Genomic DNA, 7,399 nt, shown 5'->3' with positions numbered 1-7,399 from the left:
CGGCTACGGGCCGCCCCAGCGCCACTCCGAGCCTAAATCCGTCAAACATTCCGACACGACCGCGTAAGCCGGCGACAAAACAAATAATTGCCCAGTCTCGCAGCGCAATCCGGGGTTCTTCATCCGCGGATTGAATCGTCCCGGATTTCGCTTCGCTCCGTCCGGGCTACGCGGCCGCCATCACATCGTCGCCCCTAACACCCAGGGCGCAAACTCCGCGCCGCCGAAATCGAAGCTCTCGCTCTTGGTCGGCTGTCCCGACGCCGTCTTCAAAATGAGCTCGAAGATGCGCTGGCCGCACTGCTCGACGCTCTCCTCGCCTTCGAGGATGGTGCCGCAATTGACGTCCATGTCGTCTTCCATGCGCTTATACATGGGCGTGTTGGTGGCGAGTTTGATCGAGGGCGCGGGCTTGCAGCCGAACACGCTGCCGCGGCCCGTGGTGAAGCAGACGAGGTTGGCGCCGCCGGCAACCTGACCGGTCGCGGCGACGGGATCGTAGCCGGGCGTGTCCATGAATACGAAGCCCCGCTTCGTCACCGGCTCGGCGTAGCGCAGCACGTCGACGAGGTTGGTGGTGCCGGCCTTCGCCATCGCGCCGAGCGATTTTTCCAAAATGGTGGTGAGGCCGCCGGCCTTGTTGCCGGGGCTCGGATTGGCGTTCATCTCGGCGCCTTCGCGCTCGGTGTAGGCGTCCCACCAGCGCATGAGATCAACCAGCTTCTCGCCGACCTCGCGGCTGACGGCGCGGCGCGTCAGCAGATGCTCGGCACCGTAGGTCTCCGGCGTTTCCGACAGGATTACGGCGCCGCCGTGGCGCACGATGAGATCGCTCGCCGCACCGAGCGCCGGATTGGCGGACACGCCGGAATAGCCGTCCGAGCCACCGCATTGCAGCGCCACGGTCAATTCGCTCACCGGCACGGACTCGCGCTTGACCTTGTTGGCGTCCGCGAGAGCTTCACGCACGAAGGCGATGCCGGCTTCCACCGTCTTGCGGGTGCCGCCGACCTCCTGGATGTCCATCGCGCGCAGACGTCCCGCGAGCTTCTGCTCTTCCATCAAGCCGCCGATCTGGTTCACCTCGCAGCCGAGGCCGAGCACGATGACGTGGGAGAAATTGACGTGCCGCGCATAGCCGCCGAGGGTGCGGCGGAGCAGCGCCAAAGGCTCGTTCTGGGTCATGCCACAGCCGGTCTTGTGGGTCAGCGCGACCACGCCGTCGACATTGGGAAAATCCGCCAGCGGATTGTCGCCGCTGAACGGATTCTTCTTGAAGACGTCGGCGACGAGGCTCGCGACATGCGCGCTGCAATTCACCGAAGTGAGGATGCCGATGTAGTTGCGGGTGGCGACGCGGCCGTCCGGACGGCGAATGCCTTCGAAGGTCGCCGGCAGGTCGAAATTCGGCGTCGGCTTGACGTCGGCGCAATAGGCATAGTCCTTGGCGAAATCGCCCATGCCGCAGTTCTGGGTGTGCACGTGCTGGCCCGGTGCGATCGGCACTGTCGCAAAGCCGATGATCTGGCCGTAGCGCTTGATCGGCTCGCCCAATGCGATCGGCTTGATCGCGACCTTGTGGCCGGAGGGAATGCGCTCGACCGTGGTCACGCCATCGGCCACCGCCGTTCCCGGCGGCAGGCTCGCGCGCGCGATCAGCACGCCATCATCGGGATGCAGGCGGATCACGGGGCCGATGGTCATGGGAGTGCTCCTGTATCGAAATTATCGTCCGGGCGCAGCGCAGCGTGAAACGATGCGCTGCTGAGCCGGGGCCCATTTGTCGTGTCTCTCGCAAGCGACTGGGTCCCGGCTCTGCGGAGCGGCACTGTGCGCCGCACCGCGTCCGGGACACAGAGAGATCAAGCCTTGCCGGCCGAATCCTTGCGGGTCGCGTTGACCTGCATCTTGGCGTAGGTCGTCATCAGGCCGACCTCGTTCGACAGCGTCACCAGCTTGAAACCCATGTTGATGGCGCGCGCCGCGCCTTCGGCGCCGCTGCAATGGATGCCCGGGTTGAGGCCGCGCTTGCCGCATTCCTTGATGATCTTGTCGTAGATCGCGAGGATCTCGGGCTCGGTGCGGTCGAGCTTCGGCTCCAGCCCGTAGGAGAAGCCGAGATCGGACGGGCCGATATAGACGCCATCGAGGCCCTCGACATCGAGGATCGCTTCCATGTTCTCGACCGCAGTCCTGGTCTCCATCATCGGCAGCAGCACGATGTCGTCGTTCGCCGTCTTCTGGTAAGAACCCGCGGTGCCGTACATGCCGGCGCGGATCGGACCGTTGGAACGGACGCCCTTCGGCGGATACTTCGAATAGGAGACGAGATTCCTGGCTTCCTGCGGCGTATTGACCATCGGACAGATCACGCCATAGGCGCCGCCGTCGAGCACCTTGCCGATGATACCGGGCTCGTTCCAGGGCACGCGGACCATCGGGGTCACCGGATGCTTGTCCATAGCCTGGAAGCACTGCACCATCGACAGATAGTCCTGCACGCCATGCTGCATGTCGACGGTGACGCTGTCGAAACCGCATTGCGCGATCATCTCGGCCGAGAAGCCGGAGGGAATCGCGAGCCACGCGTTGACCACGGCTTTGCCCGACTTCCAGATTTCCTTGACCTTATTCGCCACGTTGCCTTCCTTCTTTGTTATTTTGACCTTCGTCACCATGACGAGCGCCGCGACAGCACGATCCCGCTGTTACCGCGAACTGGATCGCCGCGCTACGCTCGCAAAGACGCAACGCCTATGCGGTTGCCCGCTGGATGCTGATTTCGCTGACGCCGACCTCGCGGGCCGTATTCACTATTGCCGCCCAGGTGTCATCAGGCAAGGGGATGCCGTTCTTGGTGCGCTCAGCCCGGGTTTTCCGCTCGGGATCGCCGGGAATCAGCACCTGATCGACCCCCGCCATCGGCTTGGTGGCACGGATGAAGTCCGCGTAGCGCGACACCTCTGCGTCGAACACATGGGAGGTATCGACGACCTTCGGATCGACATAGAACGCCAGCATGCCGTTGGCAAAGCGCCGCCCGCCCGATGTTGCCCCGGTTCCGGTGAGCGCGCCGCCGAGCAGTTCGCACATGAAGGCAAGGCCCGATCCCTTGTGCTCGCCGAAGGCGCGGATGGCTCCCGTGCCCTTGGTGTGATCGCGTGGCCCGTCCGGCGTGAAGGGGCCGTAGAGCACGACCGGGTGCTCGCTCAAGCTGCCGTCGGAATCGACCAGCGCGCCCCTTGGCAGCTTCTTGCCGCCGCGGCTTGCGACCAGCACCTTGCCCTCGGCCACGACCGAGGTCGCAAAGTCCAGCACGATCGGGTCCTGGCCCTCGCGCGGGATGCCGACGCAGTAAGGCGCGGTCGACAACCGTTTCTCGACGCCGCCGAACGGAGCCACCAGCAGCGAGCCCGCGGCATTGACGAAATGCACGGAGATCAGACCCTCGGCAGCAGCCATCTCGGCCCAATCGCCGACGCGGCCGATATGCCCCGCATTGCGCAGCGCGACCGCGGCAAGCCCCGCCATTTTGCATTTCTCGATACCGATCCGGACCGCCTGCGGCGTCACGGTCTGGCCGTAGCCGAACTTGCCGTCGACCACCGCGAGCGAAGGCGTATCGAGCACGATTTCGGCGTTCTGGTTCGGGACAACAAAGCCCGTCTTCTGCCAGCGGATATAGACGGGCACGCGGATCACGCCGTGGCTGTCATGGCCGGTCAGGTTTGCCGTGGTCAGATACGCGGCGATGCGCCTGGCTTCTTCCGGCGACGACTGCGCATGCGCAAAGACCTCGGTGACGAAATCGATCAGCCGCTGAACCTGAATAGTGACCATGACGGTCTGCTTGCCTCTACCCGGCGCCGATTTTGCAGCGATCGGCTTGAGGCCACTTTGAGCGAAAAAATGCGGCAATGTCCATGGCCATTGCCGCACGCTCACGCATATCTGCTTTCACTCCTCGGCACTTGCCTCATCGCCCGCGCCGAGCCCTGCAAGACTCTGTTCGAGCTCGCCGAGCATCTCCTGCAATTCGGCGAGCTTGCGTGCGCCAAAGCGTCGCGTGATCTCCGCATAGATGGCTTCCGAGGATGGCGCGACGGAGGCCATCAGCTTCACGCCCTCCTTCGAGATCGAGACCATGCTGCGGCGCTGGTCCGCCTTCGCCGTCTTGCGCTCGATCAGATTGCGCGCCTCGAGATCGCGCAGGATGCGCGACAGGCTCGGTCCGAGCAGAAATGCCGTGCGTGCGAGTTCCGTCACCTCAGCGGCCTCGATGGCTGCCAGTGCGCGGAGGATGCGCCATTGCTGCTCTGTCAGGCCTTGCTCGCGCAACTTGGGACGAAATTGCCGCATCACCGCTTCACGCGCCCTGAGCAGCGACATCGGCAGCGAGCGCGAGAAGTCGCGCATCGGCACCTGCCGTGCGGCGGGCTCAGTATCGTTCCCAGGATCAACCGCTCTCTTCGCCATCACGACCTTTCAAGCCGCAAAATGTTTGCAATGCAGCAAGCCCGAATTGTGTTTGACGCATTCACTTAACATGTTAAGTATATCCCGGCACCACGATTTGTAAGATCACAGATGGCGCTTTCCAACGACGATATCCGAGCTTGCGCGAGGCGTCTGCACCAGGCGGAGAAGACCCGCACGCAGATCCGGCAGCTCTCGCAGGATTTTCCCGGCATCACCATCGCCGATGCCTACGCGATTCAGAAGGCCTGGGTCGACCTCAAGATCGCCGAGGGCCGCATTGTCAAAGGTCACAAGATCGGCCTGACCTCGAAGGCGATGCAGAGCGCGCTTGACATCGACGAGCCCGACTCCGGCGTGCTGCTCGACGACATGTTCTTCGCCGATGGTGGCCTCGTCCCGACGGAGCGCTTCATTGCGACACGCGTGGAGGCCGAGCTCGCCTTCGTCATGAGCAAGCGCCTAGCGGGGCCCGACTGCACGTTATTCGACGTGCTCAACGCCACCGACTTCGTGGTGCCGGCGCTGGAGATTCTGGACACGCGGATCGAGCGCGTCGATTCCCAAACCAAGGCGACGCGAAAGATTTTCGATACCGTCGCCGACAATGCGGCCAATGCCGGCATCGTGCTTGGCGGGCGGCCGATCCGCCCATTGGACGCCGATTTGCGCTGGATCGGCGCGCTCTGTTTCAAGAACGGCCAGCTCGAAGAGACGGGCCTTGCCGCTGGCGTGCTCAATCATCCCGCGACCGCCGTCGCCTGGCTCGTCAACAAGATCGCGCCGCTGGGCCTTGCGCTGGAGCCCGGCCAGATCGTGCTCGCCGGCTCCTTCATCCGTCCGATCGAGACCCGCAAGGGCGACACAATTCAGGCCGATTATGGCGCCTACGGCTCGGTGAGCTGCCACTTCGCCTGACGAATGGAAATACAGGGAGTGAAACCGCGATGCCGCATTTCACGATCGAATATTCGGCCAATCTCGACGGCCGACTCGATATGACTTTAGTCTGTGAGATCGTGCGCAAGGCTGCGGTCGAGACCGGCATCTTCCCGCTCGGCGGTATCCGCGTTCGCGCGATCAAATGCGAGCACTACGCGATCGCGGACGCCCGGCAGGACTACGGCTTTCTCGACATGGTGCTGCGCATCGGCGAAGGCCGCGACCTTCCGACGCGTCAGAAAGCCGGCGAACACGTCTTCCAGGCGCTCTCCCGACATCTCGACCCCGTCTTCGCTGCCAGCAAGTTCGCTCTGTCGTTCGACATGCAGATCAACGACAAGGACACGAGCTGGAAGCGCAACAACATTCACGACGCCCTGAAAGCGGAGGCTGCCCATGGATAAGCCCACGTCGAAAGCCGATGTGTTCCAGGCCAACCGCGACCGTGTCGCGCCGCTGCTGAAAAAGCTGCGGGCCGACGGCATCGGCCACATGATCGACGGCAAGGTCGTGCCGTCGATCTCCGGCGAGACTTTTGAGACGAAGTCGCCGGTCGACGGAGCGACGCTTGCGAGCGTCGCACGCGGCAACGCCGAAGACGTCGATCGCGCGGCCACCGCCGCTGGGCTCGCCTTCAAGTCCTGGCGCGACATGGCGCCTGCGATGCGGAAGAAGCTGCTGCATCGGGTGGCTGATGCCATCGAGGACCATGCCGAAGACATCGCCGTGCTCGAATGCATCGATACTGGCCAGGCCTATCGCTTCATGGCCAAAGCCGCGATCCGCGCCGCCGAAAACTTCCGCTTCTTCGCCGACAGATGCGGCGAAGCCCGCGACGGCCAGAACACGCCGAGCGACGAGCACTGGAATGTCTCTACCCGCGTACCGATCGGCCCGGTCGGAGTGATCACGCCGTGGAACACGCCGTTCATGCTCTCGACCTGGAAGATTGCCCCTGCGCTCGCCGCGGGCTGCACCGTCGTGCACAAGCCAGCCGAATGGTCGCCGGTGACGGCCGCCGTTCTGGCAAGGCTCGTCAAGGAAGCCGGCGTTCCCGACGGTGTGCTCAACACCGTCCACGGTTTTGGCGAGGAGGCCGGCAAGACGCTGACCGAGCATCCCGCCATCAAGGCGATCGGCTTCGTCGGCGAGAGCGCGACGGGCTCAGCGATCATGATTCAGGGCGCCCCGACCTTGAAGCGCGTGCATTTCGAGCTCGGTGGCAAGAACCCTGTGATCGTGTTCGACGACGCCGATCTCGACCGCGCCCTCGATGCCGTCGTGTTCATGATCTACTCGCTGAATGGCGAGCGCTGCACGTCGTCCAGCCGCCTGCTGATCCAGGCCAGCATCGCGGAGAAATTCGTGGAGAAGCTGACCGCACGCGTGAAGGCGCTGAAGGTCGGCCATCCGCTCGATCCCGCCACCGAAATCGGGCCACTGATCCACGAACGGCATTTGGCCAAGGTCTGCTCTTATTTCGACGTCGCGCGCCAGGATGGCGCGACGATCACGGTCGGCGGCAAGGCCTATGACGGCCCGGGCGGTGGACATTACGTCGAGCCGACGCTGGTCACCGACGCGAACGGCAAGATGCGCGTGGCGCAGGAGGAGGTGTTCGGCCCCTTCCTCACGGTGTTGCCCTTCCGTGACGAAAAGGACGCGGTCGAGATCGCCAACGACATCCGCTATGGCCTGACCGGCTATGTCTGGACCAACGACGTCGGCCGTGCGCTGCGCGTCGCCGACGCGCTGGAGGCCGGCATGATCTGGGTGAACTCGGAAAACGTCCGCCATTTGCCGACGCCGTTCGGCGGCATGAAGGCGTCGGGCATCGGCCGCGACGGCGGCGACTATTCGTTCGACTTCTACATGGAAACCAAGCACGTCTCGCTGGCGCGGGGCACGCACAAGATTCAGAAGCTGGGAATTTAGTTGTCATTCCGGGGCGCGCGGAGCGCGAGCCGGAATCCATTCATCG

Annotated in this window: 7 protein-coding genes; 3 read left to right on the top strand and 4 right to left on the bottom strand. The window is 63.9% G+C overall.

Translation table 11 applies throughout. From position 1 onward, the window contains the following. Positions 1-180 precede the first annotated feature (180 nt). The 4 genes from IVA80_RS30815 to hpaR form a co-directional block, all read right to left on the bottom strand. The gene (locus tag IVA80_RS30815) at positions 181-1,704 is read right to left on the bottom strand and encodes an altronate dehydratase family protein (RefSeq protein ID WP_247438543.1); all 1,524 of its coding nucleotides are present in this window, start codon (positions 1,702-1,704) and stop codon (positions 181-183) included. Between the two features lie 158 nt (positions 1,705-1,862). Further along, complete coding sequence (locus IVA80_RS30810) at positions 1,863-2,639, bottom strand: aldolase/citrate lyase family protein (protein ID WP_247438541.1); 777 nt, start codon at positions 2,637-2,639, stop codon at positions 1,863-1,865. Between the two features lie 115 nt (positions 2,640-2,754). Next, positions 2,755-3,840 (bottom strand): malate/lactate/ureidoglycolate dehydrogenase, encoded by a 1,086-nt coding sequence (locus tag IVA80_RS30805; protein WP_247438539.1) that lies wholly within the window; start codon positions 3,838-3,840, stop codon positions 2,755-2,757. Between the two features lie 117 nt (positions 3,841-3,957). Next, positions 3,958-4,476: a homoprotocatechuate degradation operon regulator HpaR gene (gene hpaR / locus IVA80_RS30800; protein ID WP_247438537.1), complete on the bottom strand. Its 519-nt coding sequence runs from the start codon at positions 4,474-4,476 to the stop codon at positions 3,958-3,960. A 111-nt stretch (positions 4,477-4,587) separates the two neighbouring features. Here hpaR and hpaH point away from each other — a divergent pair, with 111 nt between their 5' ends. From hpaH to hpaE, 3 genes are read left to right on the top strand one after another with little or no spacing between them, the layout of a single operon-like run. Next, entirely contained in the window at positions 4,588-5,394 is an 807-nt protein-coding gene (gene hpaH, locus IVA80_RS30795; protein WP_247438535.1) for a 2-oxo-hept-4-ene-1,7-dioate hydratase, read from the top strand. A gap of 29 nt (positions 5,395-5,423) precedes the next feature. Beyond that, positions 5,424-5,822, top strand: coding sequence for a 5-carboxymethyl-2-hydroxymuconate Delta-isomerase (locus IVA80_RS30790; protein WP_247438533.1), 399 nt, complete (start codon positions 5,424-5,426; stop codon positions 5,820-5,822). Beyond that, entirely contained in the window at positions 5,815-7,353 is a 1,539-nt protein-coding gene (hpaE, locus tag IVA80_RS30785; protein ID WP_247438531.1) for a 5-carboxymethyl-2-hydroxymuconate semialdehyde dehydrogenase, read from the top strand. The genes IVA80_RS30790 and hpaE overlap by 8 nt, the downstream gene beginning before the upstream one ends. The last annotated feature ends 46 nt before the right edge of the window (positions 7,354-7,399 follow it).

It is taken from the genome of Bradyrhizobium sp. 139, from assembly GCF_023074175.1.
In the GTDB taxonomy this organism is placed as follows: Bacteria; Pseudomonadota; Alphaproteobacteria; order Rhizobiales; family Xanthobacteraceae; genus Bradyrhizobium.
This window is presented reverse-complemented; position numbering and strand designations above follow the sequence as displayed.

Coding starts and splice junctions, on each gene's coding strand:
- IVA80_RS30815 (WP_247438543.1), bottom strand. CDS start 1,704: ATGACCATCGGCCCCGTGATCCGCCTGCATCCCGATGATGGCGTGCTG.
- IVA80_RS30805 (WP_247438539.1), bottom strand. CDS start 3,840: ATGGTCACTATTCAGGTTCAGCGGCTGATCGATTTCGTCACCGAGGTC.
- hpaR (WP_247438537.1), bottom strand. CDS start 4,476: ATGGCGAAGAGAGCGGTTGATCCTGGGAACGATACTGAGCCCGCCGCA.
- hpaH (WP_247438535.1), top strand. CDS start 4,588: ATGGCGCTTTCCAACGACGATATCCGAGCTTGCGCGAGGCGTCTGCAC.
- IVA80_RS30790 (WP_247438533.1), top strand. CDS start 5,424: ATGCCGCATTTCACGATCGAATATTCGGCCAATCTCGACGGCCGACTC.
- hpaE (WP_247438531.1), top strand. CDS start 5,815: ATGGATAAGCCCACGTCGAAAGCCGATGTGTTCCAGGCCAACCGCGAC.